Origin of the sequence: Georgenia deserti, from assembly GCF_042680605.1 — a bacterium.
GTDB classification, from domain to species: Bacteria; Actinomycetota; Actinomycetes; order Actinomycetales; family Actinomycetaceae; genus Allobogoriella; species Allobogoriella deserti.
On record NZ_JBHUEE010000001.1, the window covers coordinates 696,670 to 720,777 of the forward strand.

16 protein-coding genes and 1 pseudogene are annotated in these 24,108 nt (G+C 72.2%); 7 read left to right on the forward strand and 10 right to left on the reverse strand.

Translation table 11 applies throughout. From position 1 onward, the window contains the following. Nucleotides 1-66: 66 nt before the first annotated feature. The 4 genes from glgB to ACFSE6_RS03345 form a co-directional block, all read right to left on the reverse strand. Nucleotides 67-2,388 (reverse strand): 1,4-alpha-glucan branching protein GlgB, encoded by a 2,322-nt coding sequence (glgB, locus tag ACFSE6_RS03330; protein ID WP_388002273.1) that lies wholly within the window; start codon nt 2,386-2,388, stop codon nt 67-69. Between the two features lie 88 nt (nt 2,389-2,476). After that, entirely contained in the window at nt 2,477-3,865 is a 1,389-nt protein-coding gene (locus ACFSE6_RS03335) for a maltokinase N-terminal cap-like domain-containing protein (RefSeq protein WP_388002274.1), read from the reverse strand. Between the two features lie 7 nt (nt 3,866-3,872). Further along, nucleotides 3,873-5,774, reverse strand: coding sequence for a maltose alpha-D-glucosyltransferase (gene treS, locus ACFSE6_RS03340; RefSeq protein ID WP_465254099.1), 1,902 nt, complete (start codon nt 5,772-5,774; stop codon nt 3,873-3,875). Nucleotides 5,775-5,859: 85 nt separating this feature from the next. Beyond that, the gene (locus ACFSE6_RS03345; protein ID WP_388002363.1) at nt 5,860-7,884 is read right to left on the reverse strand and encodes an alpha-1,4-glucan--maltose-1-phosphate maltosyltransferase; all 2,025 of its coding nucleotides are present in this window, start codon (nt 7,882-7,884) and stop codon (nt 5,860-5,862) included. Nucleotides 7,885-8,081: 197 nt separating this feature from the next. Between ACFSE6_RS03345 and glgP the strand changes: the two are divergent. Next, a pseudogene (gene glgP / locus ACFSE6_RS03350) lies at nt 8,082-10,660 on the forward strand (alpha-glucan family phosphorylase). Nucleotides 10,661-10,714: 54 nt separating this feature from the next. On the opposite strand, the gene ACFSE6_RS03355 reads toward glgP, so the two are convergent. Further along, a complete protein-coding gene (locus ACFSE6_RS03355) occupies nt 10,715-11,524 on the reverse strand; it encodes an AraC family transcriptional regulator (RefSeq protein ID WP_388002276.1) in 810 nt (269 codons plus the stop codon). 49 nt (nt 11,525-11,573) lie between these two features. Between ACFSE6_RS03355 and ACFSE6_RS03360 the strand changes: the two genes are divergently transcribed. Continuing rightward, nucleotides 11,574-12,077 (forward strand): DUF2000 family protein, encoded by a 504-nt coding sequence (locus ACFSE6_RS03360; RefSeq protein WP_388002277.1) that lies wholly within the window; start codon nt 11,574-11,576, stop codon nt 12,075-12,077. Nucleotides 12,078-12,095: 18 nt separating this feature from the next. On the opposite strand, the gene trpS is transcribed toward ACFSE6_RS03360, so the two are convergent. Both trpS and glgX read right to left on the reverse strand, forming a co-directional pair. Beyond that, nucleotides 12,096-13,235 (reverse strand): tryptophan--tRNA ligase, encoded by a 1,140-nt coding sequence (trpS, locus tag ACFSE6_RS03365; protein WP_388002278.1) that lies wholly within the window; start codon nt 13,233-13,235, stop codon nt 12,096-12,098. An 8-nt stretch (nt 13,236-13,243) separates the two neighbouring features. After that, nucleotides 13,244-15,466: a glycogen debranching protein GlgX gene (glgX, locus tag ACFSE6_RS03370; RefSeq protein ID WP_388002279.1), complete on the reverse strand. Its 2,223-nt coding sequence runs from the start codon at nt 15,464-15,466 to the stop codon at nt 13,244-13,246. Nucleotides 15,467-15,625: 159 nt separating this feature from the next. Between glgX and ACFSE6_RS03375 the strand changes: the two genes are divergently transcribed. The 4 genes from ACFSE6_RS03375 to mnmA all read left to right on the forward strand — a co-directional run bounded on the left by ACFSE6_RS03375 (nt 15,626) and on the right by mnmA (nt 19,774). Further along, nucleotides 15,626-16,408 (forward strand): electron transfer flavoprotein subunit beta/FixA family protein, encoded by a 783-nt coding sequence (locus ACFSE6_RS03375; RefSeq protein WP_388002280.1) that lies wholly within the window; start codon nt 15,626-15,628, stop codon nt 16,406-16,408. A 7-nt stretch (nt 16,409-16,415) separates the two neighbouring features. Further along, complete coding sequence (locus tag ACFSE6_RS03380; protein WP_388002281.1) at nt 16,416-17,390, forward strand: electron transfer flavoprotein subunit alpha/FixB family protein; 975 nt, start codon at nt 16,416-16,418, stop codon at nt 17,388-17,390. Nucleotides 17,391-17,453: 63 nt separating this feature from the next. Next, a complete protein-coding gene (locus tag ACFSE6_RS03385) occupies nt 17,454-18,647 on the forward strand; it encodes a cysteine desulfurase family protein (RefSeq protein ID WP_388002282.1) in 1,194 nt (397 codons plus the stop codon). Further along, a complete protein-coding gene (gene mnmA, locus ACFSE6_RS03390) occupies nt 18,647-19,774 on the forward strand; it encodes a tRNA 2-thiouridine(34) synthase MnmA (RefSeq protein ID WP_388002283.1) in 1,128 nt (375 codons plus the stop codon). The genes ACFSE6_RS03385 and mnmA overlap by 1 nt, the downstream gene beginning before the upstream one ends. 42 nt (nt 19,775-19,816) lie before the next feature. Here mnmA and ACFSE6_RS03395 read toward each other — a convergent pair whose 3' ends face one another. The 3 genes from ACFSE6_RS03395 to ACFSE6_RS03405 all read right to left on the reverse strand — a co-directional run bounded on the left by ACFSE6_RS03395 (nt 19,817) and on the right by ACFSE6_RS03405 (nt 22,876). Then, on the reverse strand, nt 19,817-20,908 hold the full coding sequence (locus tag ACFSE6_RS03395; protein ID WP_388002284.1) for a Gfo/Idh/MocA family protein: 1,092 nt from the start codon (nt 20,906-20,908) through the stop codon (nt 19,817-19,819). Then, entirely contained in the window at nt 20,893-21,585 is a 693-nt protein-coding gene (locus ACFSE6_RS03400) for a ThuA domain-containing protein (protein WP_388002285.1), read from the reverse strand. Before ACFSE6_RS03400 ends, ACFSE6_RS03395 begins: the two co-directional genes overlap by 16 nt. Before the next feature lie 79 nt (nt 21,586-21,664). Continuing rightward, nucleotides 21,665-22,876 carry a glycosyltransferase gene (locus tag ACFSE6_RS03405; RefSeq protein WP_388002286.1) on the reverse strand — a complete coding sequence of 404 codons (1,212 nt, stop codon included), beginning with the start codon at nt 22,874-22,876 and terminating at the stop codon, nt 21,665-21,667. A 197-nt stretch (nt 22,877-23,073) separates the two neighbouring features. Between ACFSE6_RS03405 and nudC the strand changes: the two genes are divergently transcribed. Beyond that, a complete protein-coding gene (nudC, locus tag ACFSE6_RS03410) occupies nt 23,074-24,033 on the forward strand; it encodes an NAD(+) diphosphatase (RefSeq protein ID WP_388002287.1) in 960 nt (319 codons plus the stop codon). Nucleotides 24,034-24,108: the final 75 nt, after the last annotated feature.

The window sequence follows — 24,108 nt, forward strand, 5'->3', positions numbered from 1 at the left end:
TCGAGATAATCGTTCTGGTCGCTCGCAACGACCACAACGGCAATCTCGGCGCGCGCCCGGCGAGGGTCAGCCCTCGGGCACCAGCCACACGGCACCCATCGGCGGCACTCGGAGCGTGACCGAGGCGGGGTAGCCGTGCCACGGCGCCTCCTCGGCCTCCACCCGGCCCATGTTCCCGACGCCGGAGCCGCCGTACTCCTCGGCGTCGGTGTTGAGAACCTCGCGCCAGCCGCCGGCCTGCGGCAGGCCGATGCGGTAGTTCTCGTGTGGCGTGCCCGCGAAGTTCACCACGCACGCCACGACACCCGGTTCCGCCGGCGGTGAACCCGCGGCCGAGCCGGGTTCGGTGCCGGTTCCGGCGGTCGTGGCGGGGTCCGCGGCGCCCGGCGGCCCGGCCTGGGCAGCCTTCTCCCGGCGCAGGTAGGACAACGTGTTGTGGTCGCCGTCGCCGGCCTCGATCCACGAGAAGCCGCCGTGGGTGAAATCGTCGGACCACAACGCCCGGTGCGAGCGGTACAGCTCGTTCAGCCGGGCGACGAGCCGCGCGATGCCCGCGTGCGCCGGGTCGTCCAGGTGCCACCAGTCCAGGCCCCGGGACTCGCTCCACTCAGCCTCCTGCGCGAACTCCTGGCCCATGAAGAGCAGCTGCTTGCCCGGGTGCGACCACTGGTAGGCCAGCAGCGCCCGCACCCCGGCGAGCTGCTGCCAGCGATCGCCGGGCATCTTGCGCAGCAGTGAGCCCTTCCCGTGGACCACCTCGTCGTGGCTCAGCGGTAGCACGAACTGCTCGGAGAAGGCGTACACGAGCGAGAAGGTGAGCTCGCCGTGGTGATAGCGCCGGTTGATCGGTTCCTCCGCCAGATAGCGGAGGGTGTCGTTCATCCAGCCCATGTTCCACTTCAGGCCGAAGCCCAGACCGCTGACCGAGGTCGGCGCGGTCACCCCTGGGAACGCCGTCGACTCCTCGGCGACCATGACGATGCCCGGCACCTTGCGGTACGCCGTCGCGTTGGTCTCCTGGAGGAAGCTGATCGCCTCGAGGTTCTCCCGGCCGCCGCGCGCGTTCGGCCGCCACTGTCCCGGCTGACGGGAGTAGTCCAGGTAGAGCATCGAGGCGACGGCGTCGACACGCAGGCCGTCGATGTGGAACTCCTGCAGCCAGTAGAGCGCGTTCGCGACGAGAAAGTTGCGCACCTCCCGACGGCCCACGTTGAACACGTAGGTGCCCCAGTCCTGGTGCTCACCGCGCAGCGGGTCCGGGTCCTCGTACAACGCGGTCCCGTCGAAGCGGGCCAGCGCCCAGGCGTCCCGCGGGAAGTGGGCCGGGACCCAGTCGAGCAGGACGCCGATGCCGGCCTGGTGGAGACGGTCCACGAGGTGGCGGAACTCGTCCGGGGTGCCGAACCGCGCCGTCGGCGCGTAGTAGGAGGTGACCTGGTAGCCCCAGGATCCGCCGAACGGGTGCTCGGCCACCGGCATGAGCTCGACGTGGGTGAACCCGTGTCCGCGCACGTGGGCGACGAGCTGCTCGGCCAGCTCGGTGTAGTTCAGTCCGGGCCGCCAACTGCCGAGGTGGACCTCGTAGACGCTCATCGGGCCCGAGTGCGGATCGGTGGCGCTGCGGTGGGCGAGCCACTCGTCGTCGCCCCAGGTGTAGTCCGAGGCGTCGACCACGGAGGCCGTCGCGGGGGGGATCTCGGTGCGCCGGGCCATCGGATCCGCCTTCTCGATCCACTCCCCGGACCGGGTGCGGATCGAGAACTTGTAGCGTTCGCCGGCGCCGACCCCGGGCACGAACAGCTCCCACACCCCGGTCGAGCCGAGGACCCGCATCGGCGTCGACCGCCCGTCCCAGCCGTTGAAGTCGCCGATGACGCGGACCGCCGTCGCGTTCGGTGCCCAGACCGAGAACGCGACGCCGTCGACGTCTCCGAGCGCGCTGGGGTAGTGCCGCACGTGAGCCCCGAGGACCTCCCACAGCTCCTCGTGACGTCCCTCGCCGATGAGGTACTGGTCCATCTCGCCGACGGTGGGCAGGAAGCGGTACGGGTCGTCGCCGGTGACCTCGCTCGTCCCCCAGCGGGCGCGCACCCGGTAGTCCGGCGCGCTCACCGCGCCGTCTCCGGAGCGAGCGGCCGGCACCACGGCCTCGAACACGCCGGCGGCGCGGTGGCGGGCCGGGTGCTCTCCGTCGGCGGTGAGGACCACGACCTCGTCGGCCAGCGGCCGCAGCACGCGCACCACGGCCCAACCGGCGTGGACGGTCAGCAGGTGGGGGCCGAGTACGGCGTGCGGGTCGTGCGCTGTGCCCTCGGCGACGGCGGCCAGGGCCTGCTCGTCAACCTCGGGTGCGGGCGGGACCGTCTGGTCAGCGTTGCCGGACGTCATGAGCCTCACTGTGGCACAGGGCAGCGCTGCTCGCGCCAGGACAGCGTGTCACCACTTCCGGGGTGACGACTGGAGAGCGGATCGGTGCTCAGCGCAGGATCCGCTCGATCCCCTCAAGCGGGACGCGCAGCCAGTCCGGGCGATTCCCGGCCTCGTAGCTGACCTCGTACAGCGCCTTGTCGAGCTCCAGGGCGCGCAGGAGCTCGGGCTGCTCGCGCGGGTCCGCCCGGGTCAGATGGGCGTAGCCGTCGAGGAAGGCCTCGCGGGCACGGGAGAGCCAGTTCTCCGCCGCGGCAGGTTCGACCGCGCCGGCCAGGACCACCGAGCCGGCGGCGTAGTCGTAGGACCGCAGCATGCCGGCCACGTCGCGGAGCGGCAGGTCGGGCAGCGTCCGCTCGGCGAGCGGGCGAAGCGGTTCGCCCTCGAAGTCCAGCAGCACCCAGCCGCGTCCCGGCACGTCCAGCACCTGACCGAGGTGGTAATCGCCGTGGATGCGCTGCAGCCGTGGCCACGGCGCGGTGCGGGCGGCCTCGAAGACCGCCTCGATCTGCTCGGCCCGATCGGCGAGCGCCGGGAAGCGCGAGAGCGCCGCCGCTCGGCGATCGCTCCACGACCGGTGGATCCGTGCCCGTGCCGCGACATCCGGCTCGGTCGTGGGCAGGACGGAGGCGAGGGTGGCGTGCACCTCCGCGGTCGCCACTCCGAGTGAGCGCGCACCGGCCGCGGGATCCGTGCCGGCCTCGATGCCGGCGAGCGTCACCCGCCATGCGTCCGGTGCCGCCGGGAGGAACTCCTGGACGAGGGCCAGGTGTCCGGTCACCTGGGTCCCGGCGTCGTCCGGCCACTGACCGAGGAGGTCGCCGACGGCGCCGGGCACCCGGGAGGATCCCGCCAAGGCGAGTGCCTGCTGAACCTCGACGTCAGGGTTCGCCCCCGCGTGGAGCACCCGGAAGACCTTGAGAATGAGGGGATGCTCTCTGCCGTCGTCGGGGTCGACGCTGCCGATGACGACGGAGGTGTTCGACTGCTCGCCGCCGAGCACGCGCGCCCCGGTCACCCGCAGCGCCGGAAGCAGGCCGGTGCGATGCCCGTGCGCCCGCCCGAGACGGGCAGGGGGTTCGCCGGTGAGCTCCAGCTCGTCGGTGACGGCCCGCAGCAGGGCCGTCGCGCCGTCGGGATCCTGGCAGCCGTCGTAGATCCAGCGCTCACCGAGCTCGCTGTCCTCCACTCGGCCCACCAGGGCGTTCTCGGCGCCGGCCAGCGGCTCCCCGCGCGAGGTCAGCGGAACCTGGTACAGCACCGGCGGCACTGCGGCCACGTCGCGCACCAGCGCGATCTCCAGGCCCACTCCGCTCGCCGGCGCGGCCGCGCGCAGCGTGGTGACGGCCCGCAGGTCCGGGTCCCGGCCCTTGCTCGTGTACCACCGCTGGCGGGCCAGCCACGGCCGCAACAGTTCGGTGACCGGTGGCTCGAGCATGCCCATCTCAGGCCCCCTCGTCCCGAGCGTCGTCATCCTCGGGCGTCGGCGCCGACGCCGGGAGCACCGGCGCGCGCGGTGACGAGGCGGCCGGTGGGACGGCGTAGGTCGGCCGCCGCACGGCGGGCTCGGGCGGGGAGCCGGCCGGGCCGGCCGCCTCAGCCGGGTCCGGCTCGCCCCCATCCTCCGGAGGCACGTGCGCCGGCATCCCCGCCAGCGGGGCGTCCTCCGCGGCATCGGACGGGGAGACCACCAGCCAGAAGAAGTCCCGCGAGCCGAGCGTGATCGCGACCCGACCGTCACGCCCGACGCGCGGGAACCGCGCGCCGCCGAACACGTCGGTCAGGCACATGCCCTCCTGGCCGGGCAGGTCGAGCACCGCCGCACGCGGGGTGTTGGCAAGGTTCATCACGCACAGCACGGTTTCCTCGGCATTCGACCGGGTGAACGCGAGCACCGCGTCGTTGTCCACCTCGATCGGGACGAAGTCGCCGTCGCCGAAGACCCGGTGGCGCCTACGGACCTCCAGGATGCCGCGCACCCAGTGCAGCAGGGAAGTCGGCTGGGCCAGCTGGGCCTCGACGTTCACGGCGGCGTAGTGGTTGACCAGCGACTGGATCACCGGCAGGTACAGCTTGCCCGGGTCGGCGGTGGAGAAGCCGGCGTTGCGGTCCGGCGTCCACTGCATCGGGGTGCGCACGGCGTCGCGGTCCGGCAGCCAGATGTTGTCACCCATGCCGATCTCGTCGCCGTAATAGAGCGTCGGCGACCCCGGCAGGGACAGCACGAGGGCGTGGGCCAGCTCGATCTCCGCGCGGGAGTTGCCGAGCAGCGGGGCCAGACGCCGGCGGATACCGACGTTGGCGCGCATCCGCGGGTCCTCGGCGTACCAGCCGTACATGGCGGCGCGTTCCTCGGTGGAGACCATCTCCAGGGTCAGCTCGTCGTGGTTGCGGAGGAACGTGCCCCACTGGGCGCCGGGCGGGATCGCCGGCGTGTCCGCCAGGATGTCGCGGACGGCGCTCGCCCGCTGCTCACGCAGGCTGGAGAACAGCCGCGGCATGACGGGGAAGTGGAAGCACATGTGGCACTCGGGTCGCTCCGGTGTGCCGTAGTAAGCCACTACGTCCTCGGGCCACTGGTTGGCCTCGGCGAGCATGATCGTGCCGGGGAACTCGGCGTCCAGCATGGCGCGCAGGTCCGCGAGGAAGGCGTGCGTGGCCGGGAGGTTCTCGCAGTTCGTGCCCTCTTCCTCGAACAGGTAGGGCACGGCGTCGAGCCGGAAGCCGTCGACACCGGTCCGGCACCAGAAGCGGACGACGTCGAACATCGCCTCCTTCACGGCCGGGTTGTCGAAGTTCAGGTCCGGCTGGTGGCTGAAGAACCGGTGCCAGTAGTACTGCCGCCGGACCGGGTCGAACGCCCAGTTCGAGGTCTCGGTGTCGACGAAGATGATGCGGGCGTCCTGGTAGCGCTCGGTCGTGTCGGACCAGACGTAGAAGTCCCCGTACGGCCCGTCCGGGTTGTACCGGGAGGACTGGAACCACGGGTGCTGGTCCGAGGTGTGGTTCATCACCAGATCGGTGATGACGCGGATGCCGCGGGCGTGCGCAGCGTCGACGAACTCGACGAAGTCCTCGAGCGTGCCGTACTTCTCGTCCACTGCGGTGAAGTCCGAGACGTCGTAGCCGCCGTCGCGCAGCGGTGAGGGGTAGAACGGCGGCAGCCACAAGCAGTCCACGCCGAGCCACTGCAGGTAGTCGAGCCGGTCGATCAGACCGCGCAGGTCGCCGACCCCCGAGCCGTTCGAGTCGTGGAAGGCCCGCAGCAGGACCTCGTAGAAGACGGCCGTGCGGTACCAGTCCGGCTGGTCCGGCAGGCCGGGCTTGTCCGTCTGCAGGTGCTGCACCGGCTCCACCCGGGGCGGCAGGGTCCCAGGCGGAGGCTGCGGCGGCGGTCCGGAGGGAGGTTGGGTTCTCACTGCCGGGCCCCGGTCACAGCGGCCGTACCGCGAGCACGTGCGCGCACACGCCGTGCGGGTCGAGCCGGACGTAGGGGCTGGCGCCCCAGTAGTACGTCTCCCCGCCGAGCTCGTCCCGCACCTCCATGACCGGCACGTCGCCGTCCGGGGCCGAAAGGCCGAGGGCCGCCAGGTCGAGGTGCACGTGGCCGTCGCGCGTGGTGTACGGATCGAGGTTGATCACGACGATGACGGTGTCCGCCTCACCCGTGGGCGAGTGCTCGGCCGGAAGACGTTTGGAGAAGCACAGCGTGGCCTCGTCGGTCGTCGGATGGACATGGACGTTGCGCAGCCGTTGCAGCGCCGGGTGGGCGCGGCGGATGTGGTTGAGACGGCGCAGTAGGTCCGCGATGCCGATCTGCGCGGCACGGGCCCAGTCCCGCTCCTTGTACTCGTACTTCTCGTTGTCGATCTGCTCCTCGGCCCCGGGCCGTGCGACGTTCTCGACCAGCTCGTAGCCGGAGTAGATGCCCCAGGTCGGTGATCCCGTGGCGGCGAGCACGGCCCGGATGGCGTACGCGGCACGGCCGCCCTGCTGCATGTACGGCGTGAGGATGTCATGCGTCGTCGGCCAGAAGCTCGGCCGCAGCCGGGCGTCTGTCTGCGTGGCGAGCTCGAGGAGATAGTCCCCGACCTCCTCCTTGGTCGTGCGCCACGTGAAGTACGTGTACGACTGGTGGAACCCGATGGCGCCGAGGGTGCGCATCATGGCCGGTCGGGTGAACGCCTCGGAGAGGAACAGCACGTCCGGGTGGCGCTCGCGAAACTCGCCGAGCAGCCGATGCCAGAAGCTCAGCGGCTTGGTGTGCGGGTTGTCGACCCGGAACGCGCTCACGCCGTGCTCCACCCAGAACTCGAGCACGTCCCGGACGGCGCGGTAGATGCCCTCGGGGTCGTTGTCGAAGTTCAGCGGATAGATGTCCTGGTACTTCTTCGGCGGGTTCTCCGCGTAGGCGATCGACCCGTCCGCGCGGGTGGTGAACCACTCCGGGTGCTCGGTGACCCACGGGTGGTCCGGAGAGGCCTGCAGGGCGACATCGAGTGCGACCTCGAGGCCGACCTCGCGGGCCCGGGCGACGAAGACGTCGAAGTCCTCGATGGTACCGAGGTCCGGGTGGACGGCGTCGTGTCCACCGTCGGGCGAGCCGATCCCGTACGGCGAGCCCGGGTCCTCCGGGCCGGCCTCGAGCGTGTTGTTGCGGCCCTTGCGGTTCGTCAGCCCGATCGGGTGGATCGGGGTGAGATAGACGACGTCGAAGCCCATGTCCGCGATCATCGGCAGCCGTTCGGTCGCGGTCCGCAGGGTCCCGGAGGTCCAGGTACCCGTCTCGGGGTCCCGGTGCGCTCCCTCGGAGCGCGGGAAAATCTCGTACCACGCGCCGACGAGGGCACGCTCACGGTCCACCCGGACGGGGTAGGTCGCCGAGCGCGAGACCATCTCGCGCAGGGGATGCTCGGCCAGTATCTCGCGCACCGAGAGGTCGGTGGCCACGGCCAGGCGCGCCGCAGCCGGCCGGGAGCGGTCACGCAGGGCGTGGACGGCGTCGGCGAGGACCTCGGCGGCCCGGGAGGGCATCGGGCTCTCGGCGGCGCGCTCCAGCACGAGCGCCCCCTCGGTCATCATGAGCTCGACGTCCACGCCGGCCTCGACCTTGACGGTGGCATCGCGAGACCACGTCGCGTACGGGTCGGACCAGCCCTCGACGCGGAAGCCCCAGTCGCCGGGGGCGTCCGGCACCAGCCACGCCTCGTAGCGGTCCAGGCCCGGGGCGATGTCGATCATCGCGGCGGTGGAGTGGTCCCGACCGGCGGGGTCGACCAGCACCGCGGTGGCGGCGACGGCGTCGTGGCCCTCGCGGAAGACGGTGGCACGCACCGGGAACGCCTCACCGACGGTGCCTTTCGCGGGCCAGCGTCCGTCCTCGAGCACGGGCGAGATCTCGACGACGGGGATCCGGCCGATCGGTGCGAACGGCGCCGGCCGCGGGGCGGGCGGCATCTCGGCGGTGGCGGGCCGGGTGACCCGGGCAGCGGAGTCGGGGTCGCGCCGGTGGCCGGACAGCTCTGACGTGGTCACACCACGAACCTAACCAGGTCTGCGGCACGTGCGCAGGTGTGCGCGGCCCCGCTCGTCCGGCCCGGACGCCGACTCGTCGCCGTGCCGCCGCCCGGCCCGCACGCTCGTAGACTCTCCGCGTGCGAGCCATCCGACGCTTCACCGTGCGTAACGTCCTTCCCGACTCACTGGCCCCGCTCGACACGCTGGCGCTCAACCTGCGCTGGTCGTGGCACGCGCCCACCCGAGAGCTGTTCGCCTCGCTCGATCCGGAACTGTGGCGCCGGGTGCACGGCGACCCGGTGGCGATGCTCGGCGCACTGAGCCCTCGCCGTCTCCAGGATCTGGCCACGGACGAGGCGGTCGTCGGCGAGGTCCGGCGCCTCGACGCCGACCTGCGGACATACCTGACCGAGCCACGGTGGTTCCAGCAGCTCGACGACGCTGACAAGCCGTCCGCTGTCGCCTATTTCTCCGCCGAGTACGGCGTGACCGCCGTGCTGCCGCAGTACTCCGGCGGCCTGGGCATCCTCGCGGGCGATCATCTCAAGTCGGCCTCCGATCTCGGTGTGCCGATCGTCGGCGTCGGCCTGCTGTACAGCTCCGGGTACTTCAAGCAGTCCCTGACCCGCGACGGCTGGCAGCACGAGACCTACCCCGTCCTCGACCCCGACAACCTGCCGCTGACGCTGCTGCTTGAGCCGGACGGTACCCCCGCCCGAATCAGTCTGCCGCTGCCGGGCCGGACCCTGCAGGCACAGATCTGGATCGCCCAGGTCGGCCGGGTGCCGTTGCTGCTGCTGGACTCCACCGTGGCCGAGAACGACGACGCCGCCCGCCGCGTCACCGACCGGCTCTACGGCGGCAGCGCCGACCACCGCCTGCGGCAGGAGCTGCTGCTCGGGATGGGTGGCGTCAAGGCGGTGCGCGCGTACTGCCGCATCACCGGCGCCCCGGCTCCCGAGGTGTATCACTGCAACGAGGGCCACGCCGGGTTCCTCAGCGTCGAGCGCATCCGCGAGCTGGTCCAGGGTGAGGGCCTGCCGTTCGAGGCCGCGTTGGAGGCGGTCAAGGCCGGCACCGTCTTCACCACGCACACCCCGGTCCCGGCCGGAATCAGCCGGTACGGCACGGACCTCATCGCCGAGCACTTCGGTGGCAGCGCGCAGATCGACGGCGTCCCTCTCGAGAAGGTCCTCGCCCTCGGCGCGGAGAACTACGAGGGCGGCAACCCGGCCGTGTTCAACATGGCCGTCATGGGTCTGCGGGCGGCGCGACGGGCCAACGGTGTCGCCCGGCTGCACGGCAAGGTCTCCCGCGGGATGTTCCACCACCTCTGGCCCGGGTTCGACATGACCGAGGTTCCCATCACCTCCATCACCAACGGCGTCCACGGCGACACCTGGACCGACCCCGAGTTCGCGGCACTCGTCCGCGAGCGTCTGACCTCGGAACAGATCGCCTCGGGTGAGGGGTTCCGGCTCACCCCCGAGCAGGGCGGGATCTCGGACGAGGAGCTCTGGTCCCTGCGCGGACGGTTGCGCGAACGTCTGGTGATCGAGGCGCGCCGCCGCGTGCGCAAGTCCTGGACCGAACGTGGCGCCACGCCGGCCGAGCTCGGGTGGACGGACGACGTCCTCGACCCGAGCGTGCTGACCATCGGGTTCGCCCGCCGCGTGCCCACCTACAAGCGGCTGACGCTGATGCTCTCCGATCCGGAGCGCCTCACCAGGCTGCTCACCGACCCGGACCGGCCCATCCAGATCGTCGTGGCGGGCAAGTCCCACCCTGATGACGAGCAGGGTGTCGGCCTCATCCAGCGGCTGGTCCAGTTCGCCGACGATGCCGGCGTGCGCGAGCGCATCGTGTTCCTGCCGAACTACGACATCGCATGGCGCAGCGGCTCATGCCCGGTTGCGACGTCTGGCTGAACAACCCGTTGCGCCCGCTCGAGGCCTCCGGCACCTCCGGGATGAAGTGCGCCCTCAACGGCGCCCTCAACCTCTCGATCCTCGACGGCTGGTGGGACGAGTGGTACGACGGCCAGAACGGCTGGGCCATCCCCACCGCCGACGGCGTCGGCGACCAGGCCGAGCGGGACCGGCTCGAGGCGTCCGCGTTGTACGAACTGCTCGAGGACACGGTCGTGCCGCGCTTCTACGAACGCGACGCGGCCGGGGTGCCGCGCCGGTGGATGGAGATGGTCCGCCACACGCTCGCCACGCTCGGCCCGAAGGTGCAGGCGACCCGGATGGTGCGCGAGTACGTCACGGAGCTGTACACCCCGGTGGCCGCGGCCGCCCGCAGCCTCGACGGCGCCGGGTACCCGGCGGCGCGCGAGCTCGCGGACTGGAAGGCCCGGGTCCGGGCCGCGTGGCCCCACGTCCACGTCGACCACGTCGACTCCGACGGCATCGGCGAGGTGGTCAACGTCGGGGACGAGGTGAGCATCACCGCCTACGTGGCGCTCGGCGAGCTCACTCCCGACGACGTCGAGGTGCAGGTCGTGGCCGGACGAGTCGACGAGGAGGACACGCTGACCGACCTGCGCGTCATCCCGCTGACGCTGGCCGCGTCCTACGAGAGCGGCCGGCACGCGTTCACGGGCAGCCGGGTCCTCGAGGGCACCGGCCCCCTCGGCTACACCGTGCGGGTGGTCCCAGCCCATCCGCTCATGGCCGAGCCGGCCGAGCTCGGGCTGGCGACGACGGCGAGCTGAGCGGTCAGCCGTCCCTTGAACGGTTCGCTCGCGTCACCGTCCTGAGTCTCACTGTCACGGTCTGCTGGTGCGCTGGTACCGGCCGGGCGTGGTGCGCAGCATGCGCCGGAAATGACGCGTCAGGTGCGCCTGGTCGTGGAACCCGGTTGCCACGGCGACCTCGGCGACTGGGCGGCCGGCCAGCAGCTGCCGCCGGGCCAGCTCCAGGCGGCGGCCGAGAAGATAACGGTGCGGAGGGAGGGCGAACTCGCGGGTGAACGAGCGGATCAGGTAGGGTGCGCTCACCTGGAGCCGCGCGGCGATCTCACCGACGCCGGGCGCGTCGACCGGGTCAGCGTCGATGATCTCCCGCGCGCGCCGGGCGACCTGCGCCGGGGCGTGCGGCGCCCGCTCCGTCCGGTGCTCGGGCCGTCCCCGCAGATGCCACGCGACGCGGTCGCCGACCAGCGCCAGTCGCGACTCGGCCTCCAGGGTCTCGCCCGAGGTCAGCGCCCGGTCCAACAGCGAGATCTGCCGCCGCAGCGCGCCGTCGGAGATGAGCGGAGCGTCGACGGCACCCCCGATCAGCGACTCCTCGAGCACCGACTCGTCGACGTAGACCACCCGCTTGGTGAAGCCCTCGGCCGTCACCGACCGGCCATCGTGCACCACGTGCGGCGGCAGGACCGTGACGCCGGAGCGGACGGCGGCGTGCTCGTGCCGGTCCAGGCCGTACCCGATGAGCCCGTCGTCGACGACCAGCAGGGTCCACGTCTCATGCGTGTGCGGGGGATAGGCGTGGTCGTCCCAGTGGGCGTGCAACACCTCGGCGACGCCGGGCACCGCCGGGTTCCAGGCGCGGACCTGATCCGTCGCTCCACCCACATCAGGAACGTACAAGAACGCGCCGGAGCGCGCGGGGCACGATCGAGACGTGACCGATACGACCGAGACCACCGTGCCCGAGACGTCCGTTCCCGAGACGGCCGCGAGCGAGACCACCGCCGCACCGACCGGACAGGCGCTTCCGCTGAAGCGCCCCAAGATCGCCGTGCTGCTGCGCGAGGACCTGCTGCCGTGGCAGGAGTTGAACGTCGCCGCCTTCCTGATCAGCGGCATCGCGGCTGCCCGGCCGGATCTCATGGGCGCCCCGTACGGCGACGCCGACGGCGCACACTACCTCCCGCTCCTGGGGCACCCGGTGTCCGTGCTGACGGCGAGCGCCGACCAACTCGCCGCCTCCCGGGGCCGGGCGATCGAGCGTGGTCTCGCGATGAGCGTCTACGACGCCGGCATGTTCGCCACCGGTAACGACGCCGACAACCGCGCCGTCGTCGCGGCCAAGACGGGCGCCGAGCTCGACCTCGTCGGGCTGGCGGTGGTCGGCGAGCGCAACCCCGTCGACAAGGTCACCAAGGGAGCTGTGTTGCACCCCTGAGGTGAGCGTTCGCGCCGGTCAGTACACCATCTGCATGGCCTCGCGGACCTCGGTCAGCGTGGCGTCTGCGATAGCGCTCGCACGCTCGTTCCCGCGGCGCAGCACCTGGAGCAGGTAACCCGGGTCGGCCGCGAGCTCGGCGCGACGTGCCCGGACCGGCGCCAGCATCTCGTTGATCGCCTCCGTGGCGACCTTCTTCAGCGTCCCGCCGCCACCGTCGCCGATCTCGGCGGCGACGTCCTCCGGCCTGCGACCGCTCGCCAGCGCGGCGAGCAGCACGAGGTTGGACACCTCCGGGCGCCCGACCGGGTCGTAGGTGATGTGCCGGTCGGGGTCGGTGACCGCCTTCTTCAGCCGCTGCGCCGTCGTGTCGGCGTCCATCCCGAGCTCGATCGTGTTCCCGCGTGACTTGCTCATCTTCTGCCCGTCCGTGCCCAGCAGGCTGGCGGCCTCGGACAGCAGTGCCTCCGGCCGCGGGAAGACCGGCTGCTCGCCGTCGCCGGCACGGCCGTAGCGTTCGTCGAACCGGCGCGCGATGACGCGGGCCTGCTCCAGGTGGGGGAGCTGGTCCTTGCCCACCGGCACCAGGTTCGCCTTGCAGAAGAGGATGTCCGCCGCCTGGTGGACGGGGTAGGTGAGCAGCAGCCCGGACATCGGGCGGTCCCCGGTGGCGTCCAGCTCGGACTTGACCGTCGGGTTGCGGCGGAGCTCGGCGTCGGTGACCAGCGACAGGAACGGCAGCATGAGCTGGTTCAGCGCCGGCACGGCCGAGTGCGTGAAGATCGTCCCCGCCTCGGGGTCGATGCCGATCGCCAGGTAGTCCGCGAGGAGGGACAGCACGCGCTCGCGGATGGGTCCGACGCCGTCGCGGTCGGTGATGACCTGGTAGTCGGCGATGAGGACGAAGGTCTCGACGCCGGCCTGCTGGAGCCGCACCCGGTTGCGCAGGGAGCCGAAGTAGTGGCCGATGTGCAGGTTGCCCGTCGGGCGGTCACCCGTGAGGATCCGGAACCTCCCGGGATCGCCGGCGAGCTCCTCCTCGATCTGCGCGCTGCGCAGCCGGGTCCGCTCGAGCGAGGCGTCCGAGGTCGTGGTGGCCAGGTCGGTGGTCTCCGCGGCGGCGTGGCCGGCCGGGGTGTCGGTGTGCTGGTCGGTCATCAGGGTCCTCACTCTAGCCGCGGCACGAGGTAGACCCGCATGCTCAGCGACTCCATCTCCACGGCACCGCCCGGCGGGACGTGGTGGCCATTGCCCGACTCGTCGGTGGGTTCGCGCTCGTCAGGATGGTCCCAGGCCGAGTCCCAGACGAGCTCGTAGTCGCCGCCGCGGCCGGGCGGCAGCTGCACGCGGCGTTCGTCGAGCGAGCCGTTGAGGACGACGAGCGCGTCGGCGTCCCCCCACGGCGCCCCGGATCGGTGCATCACCAGGACCCGGCGCTGCGGTTCGTGCCATGCCTCCGGCGTCATCGGTGCGCCGGTCTCGTCGTACCAGGACAGGTCCGGGACGTCGTCGCCGTCGAGACGCGCGCCGGTGGCGAATCGGTCGGGCCGCAGCACCGGGTGCTCGCGCCGCAGCCGCAGGAGGGAGGTCGCGGTCGCGAGCAGATCCCCGCGCCAGCCGGTGGTCTCCCACGCGATCCAGGAGATCTCGTTGTCCTGGCAGTAGGCGTTGTTGTTCCCGCCCTGGCTGCGGCCGATCTCGTCGCCCGCGGTGAGCATCGGCACGCCCGCCGAGATCAGCAACGTCCCGAGCAGGTTGCGCATGGACCGTTCCCGGACCGGGACGATCTCGGCGGCGGGCGAGTCCGGCGCCACCGGCCCTTCCACGCCGTGGTGCCAGGACCGGTTGTCGTCGGTTCCGTCGCGGTTGCCCTCGAGGTTGGCGGCGTTGCGTTTGTGGTCGTAGGTGACCAGGTCCGCCAGGGTGAAGCCGTCGTGCGCGGTGACGAAGTTGACCGAGCCCAGCGGTCCGCGGCCACCCGGCACCTCACCATGCCCGAACAGGTCCGCACTGCCGGACAGCCGCGTCGCGAGTTCGCGCAGATGGCCGGTGACATGTCCCCGCGAGGCCTCCCGCGGGTCGGAGAGCCAGAAGCCGCGCGTGGCGTTACGGAAGCGGTCGTTCCAGTCCGCCGTCGGCGCCGGGAACTGGCCGGTGCGCCATCCGTCCGGCCCGAGGTCCCACGGTTCGGTGATGAGTTTCTTCGTGCGCAACAGCGGATCGGTCGCCAATGCCACGAGGAACGGGTGGCGAGGGCTGAAGCGGGCGCCGTCCCGTCCGAGGGTGACGGCGAGGTCGAACCGGAAACCGTCGACGCCGACCTCGCCCGCCCAGTACCGCAGTGAGTCCAGCGCGAGCTGGACCACGCGGGTCCGGCGGAAGTCCAGGGAGTTGCCGCAGCCGGTGACGTCCACCAGCCGGCCCGGGGCGCCGTCGTCGTGCAGGTAGTAGCCGGCGTTGTCCAACCCGCGCAGGCTGAGCGTCGGGCCGTCCGCCCCGCCCTCGCAGGTGTGGTTGTAGACGACGTCGAGCACGATCTCCAGGCCCGCCTCGTGCAGCAGCGAGACCATGCCGCGGACCTCGTCCAGCACCGCTTCCGGTCCTGCCGCGCGCGAGGAACGTGTGGCATAGGAGGGCTCGGGGGCGAAGAACGCGAGCGTGTTGTAGCCCCAGTAGTTCGTCAGACCCTTGGCGGTGAGGAACGGTTCGGGGAACTTCGCGTGGATCGGCAGGAGCTCGATCGTGGTCACGCCCAGCTGTTTGAGGTGCGCGATGGTGGCCGGGTGGGCCACACCGGCGTAGGTGCCGCGCAGGTGCTGCGGTACGCCGGGCAGCTGCATGGTCAGCCCGCGGACGTGCGCCTCGTACAGGACGGTGTCCTCCCACCCGATGCCCGGACCGGGTTCTGCCGCGCACTCCTCGACGACGACACCGGGGGCGACATAGGGGGCCGAGTCCCGTCCGTCCGGCTCGGCGCGGACCGGGGCCAGGCGGTCGTCGGCCACGTGCCCGTAGATCGCCGGGTCGAGGCGGATCTCGCCGTCGACCGCGCGCGCGTACGGATCCAGCAGCAGCTTGGCCGGATTGTGCCGCAGGCCGGCGTCCGGGTCCCACGGCCCGTGGACCCGGAAGCCGTAGCGCTGGCCGGCCTCGATCCCGGGGACGTGCCCATGCCAGATCCCGTCGACCGGGCCGAGCAGGGACACCCGCTCCTCCGGCCGGGTGCCGTCCTCACGTGCCTCGCCCAGCAGGCACAGCTCCACCCGGTTCGCGTGCGCGGCGTGGACGGCGACGTCGGCGCCGTCACCGGTCAGATGCACACCCAGGCGTCGCGGGTCCGCCGCCGGCGCCGGGGCAGCCGCGGGACGGGAGGTGCCGGGAACAGTCATAGCCCACCATTGAACTCCACGCGCCCGCACGCCTCGCTCATCCCGCGTGTGCCGGTGCTCACGTCGGCCCCGCGCGACGGCCGGTCGGACCGCGTCCATCCCTCGGAACGGCGTCGCCACGATTCCGCCCCGCGACCGCCTGGGTGGCACTCTGGTGCCATGCGGATCGTCGTGTGCGTCAAGTACGTCCCGGACCTGCAGTCCGAGCGCTCGCTGGACTCCGACGGGCACCTGGTCCGCGGCCTCGACGATGCGATCAACGAGCTCGACGAGAACGCTGTCGAGGCCGCCGTCGCGCTCGCGGAGGTGGAGCAGGCCGAGGTCATCGCCCTCACCGTGGGCCCGGGCGACGCCGTCGACGCCGTGCGCCGCGCCCTGCAGATGGGGGTCGACTCGGGGGTGCACGTCTGCGACGAACGGGTGGCCGGGGCCGACGTCGTCGGCACGGCCAAGGTGCTCGCTGCCGCGATCCGGACCATCGAACGCTCCGGGCCGATCGACCTCGTGGTCACCGGCATGGCCACCATGGACGGGCTGACCTCCATGCTTCCGGCGGCCCTCGCCGCGCTCCTCGACCGCCCGGCGCTGACGCTGGCCTCCCGGATCGGACATCTGGAAGGCGACGCGCTGACGATCACCCGCAGCATCGGCGAGGCGGAGGAGGAGCAGACGGCGCGCCTGCCGGCGCTGGTCTCGGTGACCGATCAGCTCAACGAGCCGCGGATCCCGGGCGCGATGTCGTTGATGTCGGCACGGAAGAAGCCGGTCGAGACGTGGTTGTTGGACGATCTCGACGGCGGCACGGATCTGGGCGAGCTGACCGGAACCGCCGTCGTCACCGCCGAGCCGCGGCCGCTCCGTGAGGCCGGGCGCATCCTCAACGACACCGGCGACGGCGGGCGCCGCCTGGCCGCCTACCTCGTCGAGAACAAGCTGGTGTGACGGACTCATGACACGACTGACCGGACCTGTCGCCGTCGTCGTTGACCATCTCGACGGCGCACTGACCACCCCGTCCGCCGAGGTGCTCACCCAGGCGCGCGCCCTCACCTCCGCCGACGTGGTCGCCATCTCGCTGGACGCACCCGACGTGACGGCGCTCGGGCGCTACGGCGTCGCGGCCGTGTACGCCCCGCAGCTCGGCGACCTCTCGTCCACGGTTTCCGCCGTGGCGGCCGAAGCCGTCCTGGCGGCGTCGGCGGCCGCGCACCCTGAGGCGGTGCTGATGGTCTCCTCCTTCGCCGGCAAGGAGCTCGCCGCGCGCCTGGCGGTCGCGTTCGACTCCGGTGCGATCGTCGACGCCACCGGCATCACGGTGGACGAGGACGGGCTGCTCGCGTCCAAGACCGTGCTGCAGGGCTCCTGGGACACCACGTGCCGCGTGGTCCGCGGCACCCCTGTGCTGGCACTCAAGCCGACCGTGATCGAGGCCGAGGAGGTCGACGAGCCGACGACGCCGCAGGTCCTCGACGTGCCGGTGGACTTCTCGCAGACCGCGCGTCAGGTCGCCGTGCTGAGTCGGACGCCGCATCCGCGCGGACGGGCTCCGCTCGCCGAGGCTCGGACCGTCGTCGCCGGCGGTCGCGGCACGGAGGGCGACTTCACGCTGATCAACGCCCTGGCGGATGAGCTGGAGGCCACCGTCGGCGCGACCCGTGTGGCCACCGACGAGGGGTGGATCGACCACGCGAGCCAGATCGGTCAGACCGGGGTGACGATCTCGCCGCGGCTGTACATCGGTGCCGGCATCTCGGGTGCGATCCACCACACCGCCGGGATGCAGTCCGCGCAGACCATCGTGGCGATCAACAACGATCCCGAGGCGCCGATCTTCGAGATGGCCGACCTCGGCATCGTCGGCGACCTGAACGACGTCATCCCGCAGGCCGTCGAGGAACTGCGCCGCCTGCGCTCCGAGCAGTAACCGGAGCGATCCCTCGGCTGTGCGCGGCACGCGCGCGCGGACCCGGCTCCCTACACTGGGTCGGTGACCACGTACCTCGACCACGCCGCCACGTCCCCGGTGCGTCCGGAGGTGGCCGAGGTCTACGCTGCGGAGCTCACCCGGCTGGGGAACCCGTCCTCGCTGCACACCGCGGGGCGCGACGCGCGACGCCGGCTCGAAGAGGCGCGTGAGCAGCTCGCGGCCGCGGTCGGCGCCGAACCGGCCGAGGTGCTGTTCACCTCCGGCGGCACGGAGGCAGACAACCTCGCCGTCAAGGGCGCCTACTGGGCCCGCCACGGCACGGACCCTGCGCTGTCTGCCGTCGCCGTCTCCGCCGTCGAGCATCACGCCGTCCTCGAGGCCGCCGAATGGCTCGGTGAGCACGAGGGCGCAGCTGTCCGCCTGCTCCGCGTCACCGGTGACGGCCGGCTCGACCTGAACCACCTCGACGAGACGCTCGCCCGCGGCGACGTCGCCGTCGTCTCGGTCATGTGGGCCAACAACGAGACCGGGGCCCTCCAGCCGATCCACGACGTCGTCACCCGGGCCGACGCCGCAGGCGTCCCCGTCCACACCGACGCCGTCCAGGCCGTCGGGAAGGTGCCGGTTCATTTTGCCCGCTCCGGCGTCGGCGCCCTGACGCTCACCGGTCACAAGCTCGGCGCGCCCGTCGGTACCGGGGCGCTCGTCGCCCGCCGGGACTATCCGCTCGCGGCCGTCGAGCACGGCGGCCGCCAGGAACGCGGCGTCCGCTCGGGCACCCTCAATCTCGCCGGTGCCCGCGCCCTCGCACTCGCCGTCGAGCTCGCCGTGGCCGAACAGGAGGCGGAGGCAGTGCGGCTCGCACAGTTGCGCGACCGGCTGCTCGCCGGCGTGACCGCGGCGGTTCCCGACGCTCGTGTCACCGGTCCGGCCGGCGCTCACCGGCTGCCCGGGCTGGCGCACGTGACGGTCGCCGAGGCGGACGCGGACGCCCTCCTGCTCGGCTTGGACATGGCCGGCATCGCTGCCTCGTCCGGGTCCGCCTGCCAGGCCGGCGTCCAGCAGCCCTCGCACGTGCTCCTCGCGATGGGCTACGACGAGGAATCGGCCCGCTCCGCACTGCGGTTCTCCCTCGGCCGGACCACCACCGCCGCGGACGTGGACGCGCTCGTGGCCGCCCTGCCCGCTGTGGTGGACGGTGCTCGCAAGGCCTACGCCACCCATCGGCCGCGCACGACGGAAGGAGTCGCCTGATGCGCGTGCTTGCCGCTCTCTCCGGAGGTGTCGACTCGGCCGTCGCCGCGGCCCGGGCCGTCGAGGCCGGACACGACGTCGTCGGTGTCCACATGGCGCTGTCGCGCTCCCGCGCCCAGCACCGCAACGGCTCTCGGGGCTGCTGCTCCATCGAGGACGCCTCGGACGCACGCCGAGCCGCCGACGTCCTGGGCATCCCGTACTACGTGTGGGACCTGTCCGAGGAGTTCGAAGACACGGTGGTCGCCGACTTCCTCAGCGAGTACGAGGCCGGGCGGACCCCGAACCCGTGCGTGCGGTGCAACGAGCACATCAAGTTCTCCGCCCTTCTCGACCGCGGCCTCGCGCTCGGCTTCGACGCGGTCTGCACCGGGCACTACGCCCGCATCGTCGACGTGCCCGGCACCGACGGCCAGCACCGCCGTGAGCTCCATCGCGCCGCGGACACCGCCAAGGACCAGTCCTACGTCCTCGCCGTGATGGGTCCGGAGCGTCTCGGACGCTCCCTCTTCCCACTCGGGGACGCCCCCTCCAAGGACGCTGTTCGCGCCGAGGCCGCCGAGCGGGGCCTGAGCGTGTCCGCCAAGCCGGACTCGTACGACATCTGTTTCGTCGCCGACGGGGACACGCGAGGTTTCCTGCGTGACCGGCTCGGTTCCCGGCCGGGCGAGATCGTCGACACCGACGGCGCCGTCCTGGGCGAGCACGACGGCGCCTACGCCTTCACGGTCGGCCAGCGCAAGGGGCTCGGGCTCACGCGGCCCGCGCCCGACGGCACTCCGCGCTACGTCCTCGAGGTCCGTCCCGAGCAGGGACAGGTCGTCGTCGGACCGAGCCAGTTGCTCAGTGTCGACGAACTCACCGCCGACCAGGCGATCTGGCTCGCCGACGACGTGACGGCCGAGGAGTGGATCGACGTGGAGGTGCAGATCCGCGCCCACGGCGATCCGGTCGCGGCGAGCGTCCGGCGCCGCCGCGAGGGCGGCGCCGAGACCGTCGAGGCTCGGCTGGCGACGCCGTTGCGCGGGATCGCGCCCGGCCAGTCGCTCGTGGTCTACCGCGGCACGCGGGTGCTCGGCCAGGCGACCATCGCCGAGGCCCACCGGGGGGCTGCGCTACCGGCCTGAACCGGTGCGGCCCGTGCCGCCACCCCCTTGCATTCTCGTGCGTTACCGGTCGTCGAGCGGGACGGCGTCCGGCCGGGCCACGGTGCTGGTCATCGTCACCGAGTGGCCCTCCCGGGCGGCCTCCAGGACACCTTCCATCACCTCGAGGACGTGGAAGGCGAGGGCTCCCTGGGCCCGGCCTGCGGTGGGCTCGCCCGCGAACGCTCCCGACCAGTGCAGGTCCGCCAGGCCGTAGCCGCGGGCCGCGCCGCGGTAGCCGGCTGAGACGGGTAGGTCGCGCCAGGAGTCCTGGGGCGTGGCCAGCGAGACCGGTCCGGTGAACCTGTTGGGGTCCGGGACGGTCAGCGACCCCTCCGTACCGTGCACCTCGATGTTCGCTGCTCGGGTGGCGGTGCCGTCGAAGCTCATCACCAGGGTCGAGATCGCGCCGGAGGCGTGCACCAGCGCACCGGTGACGTGACTCGGCGTGGAGACCGTGATGCTTTCGCCGGCACGCGGTCCCGAGCCGATGACTCGCTCTCCGCGCAGCGCACTGGCTGCGCCGATCACCCGCACCACCGGCCCCAGGAGGGTCACGAGGGAGGTCACGTAGTACGGCCCCATGTCGAGCAGTGGCCCGCCGCCCGGCTGGTAGTAGAAGTCGGGTGCCGGGTGCCACCGCTCGTGGCCCGGCGTGACCATCGTCGCGGTGGCGGAAACCGGGGTGCCCACCATGCCGGAGTCCACCGCGGCCCGGGCCGTCTGGATGCCGGTACCGAGGACCGTGTCCGGAGCCCCGCCGAGCACCACGCCCGCGGCGGCGGCCGCGTCCACCATCCGCCGCGCATCCGTCGTCGTCGCCGCCAACGGCTTCTCGACGTACACGCCCTTGCCGGCCTCGATCGCGGCCAGCGAGGTCTCGGCGTGCGCCGCCGGCACGGTGAGGTTGAGCACCGCGGCGACGTCGTCGCGCTCGAGCAGGCCCTCGACCGTCGTGCCGACCGCGCCGGCCTGTTCCGCCGCCGTGCGGGCACGTTCGACGTCGAGATCGGCCACCGCGACGAGCCGGAGGTCGTCGAGGCGGGCGAGAGTGGCGAGGTACTGGGCGCTGATGTGGCCCGCGCCGATGAGGCCGACGGTCAGCGGCTGGCCCACAGCATCCCCCGTTCGACGATCGTGCGCACCGACGGGTGTTCGAGCACGTCGACGTGGTGACCGGGTGTCGCGACGAAGATGCGCCCCTGACCCCACCGCCGGGTCCACACGGCCGGACAGGTGTGCTCGCCGGACCAGGCGTCGAACTCCCGCTTCGGCAACGTGGTGGTGGCGAGCACGTCGAGCAGCCCGTCAGTGAGGACCCAGTACTGCTCCGTGTCGAGCTCGAAGGACTCGAGACCACGGACGATGGGGTGGTCGGCCTTCTCGGGCGCGATGTCGATGCGGTGCGGGATGTAGTTGTCGGACTGCTCGCCGGTGCGCTCACTCGGGTGCCGGCCGGGGTGGTGGGCGAACTGCGCACCCATGAGCTGCAGGTAGGCGTCACTGGACCGGTAGGAGTCGGCGATGCCGCCGTGCCAGCCGGCGAAACCGGTGCCCGCCTCGATCGCCGAGCGCAGACCCGCGACCTCCTCCTTCTCGATCGTCGACATCGTCACGCACTGCACGATCAGGTCGGTCGCGGCCATGCGGTCCGCGTCGGCGTAGACCGCGGGGGAGTCGAAGACGTCGAGTTCGTAGCCGTGCTCGGCGAGGAACGGGCGGAAGAGGTCGGTGGTCTCGACGGGCTGGTGTCCCTCCCAGCCGCCTCGGACGATGATCGCCTGCTTGCTCATGGATGCTCTCTCTCGATGGCGCTGACGTGCTCACCGTAGTGAGGGGCACCACGTCCCCGTGCGCCTGTCCGATGAGCGGCTATGCCACGTACGCGGTGCCGACCGCGTCCGCCAGGACCTCGAGCGTGACGGCGATCCCGTCCTCCGCGCGCACCCGTGCGCCTACCTGGGCCACGTGGGCGCGCTGGGTCAGGGCCCGTTCCAGGGCCGGCTGGAGCCGTCCGCGGGAAAGCTTCGTCGACGGCACCGGGGCCGGTCCCAGGCCACGCGCCGCCACCGCGGCGCCCCAGAACGCCTGGTCAGCGGCGAACGGAACGACGACGGAGGGTGTCCCCGCCCGCAGCGCGGCGTGCACCGTCCCGGCGCCGCCGTGGTGGACGGCCACCTCGGCCCGGGGAAGGACGACGTCGTGGTCCACCTCCGGGACGGCGAGCACGTCGCCGTCGCCGGCCAGGTCCCGGGGCAGCGCCAACCCGCCCCACCCCGTTGCCAGCAGGATGCGCAGGCCCACGACGCGAGCCGAGACGATCACGGTCCGGGCGCGTTCGAGCGGATCACCGCCGGTCATCGACCCGAATCCGGCGTACAGGAAAGGTCCGCGATCCATGAACGCCTGCACCCCCGCGGGCAGGGCAGCTCCGCCGGTCGCGGGCGGCCAGGACCCGGTCAGGCGCGCCGAAGCGGGCCAGTCCGCAGGCCGCGAGAGGAGTTCGGGGCTCACCGGGGCGAGCGACGCGTGCGGCGGGTCGGCCGGTCCGCTCACCCCGGCCCGGCGGGCCGCGCGGCGCACGTCGCCGGCGAACATCGCACTCGACCCGCGCAGGGCGGAATAGGTCAGGCGGTTCAGGGGGCCGCCCAGGTCTCGGGCGACGACGCCGGGCGCCGGGAAGGCGCGGGTCGCGGACAGGGCCGGTACCGCCGAGACGACGACGGACGGGACACCCAGATGCGTCGCCGCCACCGGAGCCGTGAGTACCTTCGGATGATGGACGACGACGTCCGGCCGCAGCTGCAGAATCGTGCGCAACGCGTCCTCGAGCATCCGCGCCATCGCCGGGCGGATCGTCGACCGGAACGTGCGCAGAGCCGCGACCGGAGACACGCCGGCATCGCCGACCAGATCGTGGAACGAGATCCTGAGGTGGCGCACCGGCAGCCCGGACAGATCGACGCCGGGATCCTGCGGCACGGCGAGAGCGACGTCGTGACCGGCGTCGATCGCACGGCGGGCGAGTGCGGCGAAGGGTTCGACGTCACCGCGTGAGCCGGCGGTGACGAGCGCGATCCGCATGGGCGCTCCCGGTCCTTCTCGGGGCTTCCGGCCGCATGCCGTCTCGCCCGCCGACCAGACTTCCCGGCGCTCCGGCACCCACAGTACGTCGGCCGGGCACACCCGGTCCGCTCATTTTCCGCAGGTCCGGGCCCAGCCACGGTGTCATCGGTGACCGGGATGCGCGCGACGGCGATCGGCGGGCATACGGTGTGCCCGTGCACGATGCGCTCCCTCTCGCCCGGACCACTGTCGATCCCGACGCCGTCGCACGCACCGATCCAGGCCTGCTCGACCGGCTGGCGGGTGACCCGTCCACCCGTGTGGCGCTGCTCCAGCGGGACCTGCTCGCCACCACGGAGGGCGGACTCGACCTGCGCCGGCCGGACGAGCTGCCGTCGGACGCCTGGACGGCCGGCGCGGCCGTCTACCTCGGCCGCGACGACGAGCACGCCTATCTCGCGTTGACCCTGCCCGACCGGTTGGGGGAGGAACGAGACCTGGACGGCGTCCCGGTCGTCGAGGACGCTCGGCTGGTCGATCTCGCGGCGGGACTGCGGCTGCGCCACCTGCGCGATATCGGCGACACCCTGACCGACCGCGACGCCGGCCTGGCGACCACCGCCGTCGCCGTCGCCGCCTGGCACGCGCGGCACCCGCGTTGCCCACGCTGCGGAGAGCCCACCGAGGTCATCGACGCCGGCTGGGTGCGCCGCTGCACGGCCGACGAGTCACTGCACTACCCGCGCACCGATCCCGCCGTCATCATGGCGGTCACCGACGTCCACGACCGGCTTCTCCTCGGTCACGCGGCCCACTGGCCCGAGCGGCGGTTCTCCACACTGGCCGGATACGTCGAGCCCGGGGAGGCGATCGAGGTCGCCGTGGCGCGCGAGGTCAAGGAGGAGGTCGGTCTCGACGTCGCGGACGTCGAGTTCGTCGCGTCCCAGCCCTGGCCGTTCCCGGCCTCGCTGATGCTCGGCTTCCGGGCGGTCCTGTCCGATCAGGCCGAGGAGGCCACGGTCGACGGCGTGGAGATCACGGCCGCCCGGTTCTTCACCCGGCCCGAGCTCGCCCGCGACGTCGAGCAGGGCGACGTCCTGCTGCCGATGCGGTCCTCGATCGCACGGTCGCTCATCGAGGACTGGTACGGCGGCCCGCTGCAGGCGCGAGCCTGACGCCGGCGCGAGCCCCGCCTGGCGTGCCGGTGCACGATCGACCACTCGGCACCGGAGTGACGAGTCGGCACCGGA

What these genes read in the sequence shown, in the direction of transcription:
- glgB (WP_388002273.1), bottom strand. Translation starts at nt 2,388, where the DNA reads ATGACGTCCGGCAACGCTGACCAGACGGTCCCGCCCGCACCCGAGGTT.
- ACFSE6_RS03335 (WP_388002274.1), bottom strand. Translation starts at nt 3,865, where the DNA reads ATGCTCGAGCCACCGGTCACCGAACTGTTGCGGCCGTGGCTGGCCCGC.
- ACFSE6_RS03345 (WP_388002363.1), bottom strand. Translation starts at nt 7,884, where the DNA reads ATGCCGCCCGCCCCGCGGCCGGCGCCGTTCGCACCGATCGGCCGGATC.
- trpS (WP_388002278.1), bottom strand. Translation starts at nt 13,235, where the DNA reads ATGACCGACCAGCACACCGACACCCCGGCCGGCCACGCCGCCGCGGAG.
- glgX (WP_388002279.1), bottom strand. Translation starts at nt 15,466, where the DNA reads ATGACTGTTCCCGGCACCTCCCGTCCCGCGGCTGCCCCGGCGCCGGCG.
- ACFSE6_RS03375 (WP_388002280.1), top strand. Translation starts at nt 15,626, where the DNA reads ATGCGGATCGTCGTGTGCGTCAAGTACGTCCCGGACCTGCAGTCCGAG.
- ACFSE6_RS03380 (WP_388002281.1), top strand. Translation starts at nt 16,416, where the DNA reads ATGACACGACTGACCGGACCTGTCGCCGTCGTCGTTGACCATCTCGAC.
- mnmA (WP_388002283.1), top strand. Translation starts at nt 18,647, where the DNA reads ATGCGCGTGCTTGCCGCTCTCTCCGGAGGTGTCGACTCGGCCGTCGCC.
- ACFSE6_RS03400 (WP_388002285.1), bottom strand. Translation starts at nt 21,585, where the DNA reads ATGAGCAAGCAGGCGATCATCGTCCGAGGCGGCTGGGAGGGACACCAG.
- ACFSE6_RS03405 (WP_388002286.1), bottom strand. Translation starts at nt 22,876, where the DNA reads ATGCGGATCGCGCTCGTCACCGCCGGCTCACGCGGTGACGTCGAACCC.